At 54.8% G+C, this 476-nt stretch carries 1 pseudogene and 1 other annotated feature; the pseudogene reads right to left on the bottom strand.

Features of this window, described 5'->3' with window-relative positions:
- Positions 1 to 458, bottom strand: a pseudogene (locus tag BGK49_RS17750) (transposase); the annotation flags it as partial.
- Positions 62 to 177: a sequence feature (AL1L pseudoknot), on the bottom strand. Its footprint overlaps the pseudogene before it by 116 nt.
- Positions 459 to 476: the final 18 nt, after the last annotated feature.

The following is a 476-nucleotide window of genomic DNA, read 5'->3' as shown; positions in this document are numbered from 1 at the left end:
GCGCACGGGCACTGCGTTTATCCGGATGATGTCGCTGTTGCTGACAGTGGTAATACGTTGACGGGGCAATATGCAGTTCGCTGCATAGCGGTCCGACCCCGTACTGCTCACGCAGCTTATCCAGCAGTGGCATCATTTTTCCAGAGGCGGTCGAACTCCGCCTTCGCAAAATAAGCGGAAGCCTGGCGAAGGATATCGTTACTGCGGCGCAGTTCACGATTTTCACGCTCCAGCTCTTTCAGACGCTGACGTTCAGCGGTGGTGAGCCCTCCATCACCGCCCCCGGTATCCCGCTCATGCTGGCGAACCCAGACACGCAGAGTCTCCGGCGTACAGCCAATCTTTGGAGCAATGGAACAAATTGTCGCCCATTGTGAGTCATATTCGCCCTGACTTTCCAGAACCATACGGACTGCCCGTTGACGGACTTCGGGGGAAAAACGAGTATTTTTAGTCATCCTGTTTACCTCTTTCTC

The sequence above is a fragment of the Shigella sp. FC1544 genome (assembly GCF_001722145.1).
GTDB lineage: Bacteria > Pseudomonadota > Gammaproteobacteria > Enterobacterales > Enterobacteriaceae > Escherichia > Escherichia coli.
The sequence above is the reverse complement of the archived record's forward strand: the minus strand, read 5'-3'. Positions and strand labels throughout refer to the sequence as shown.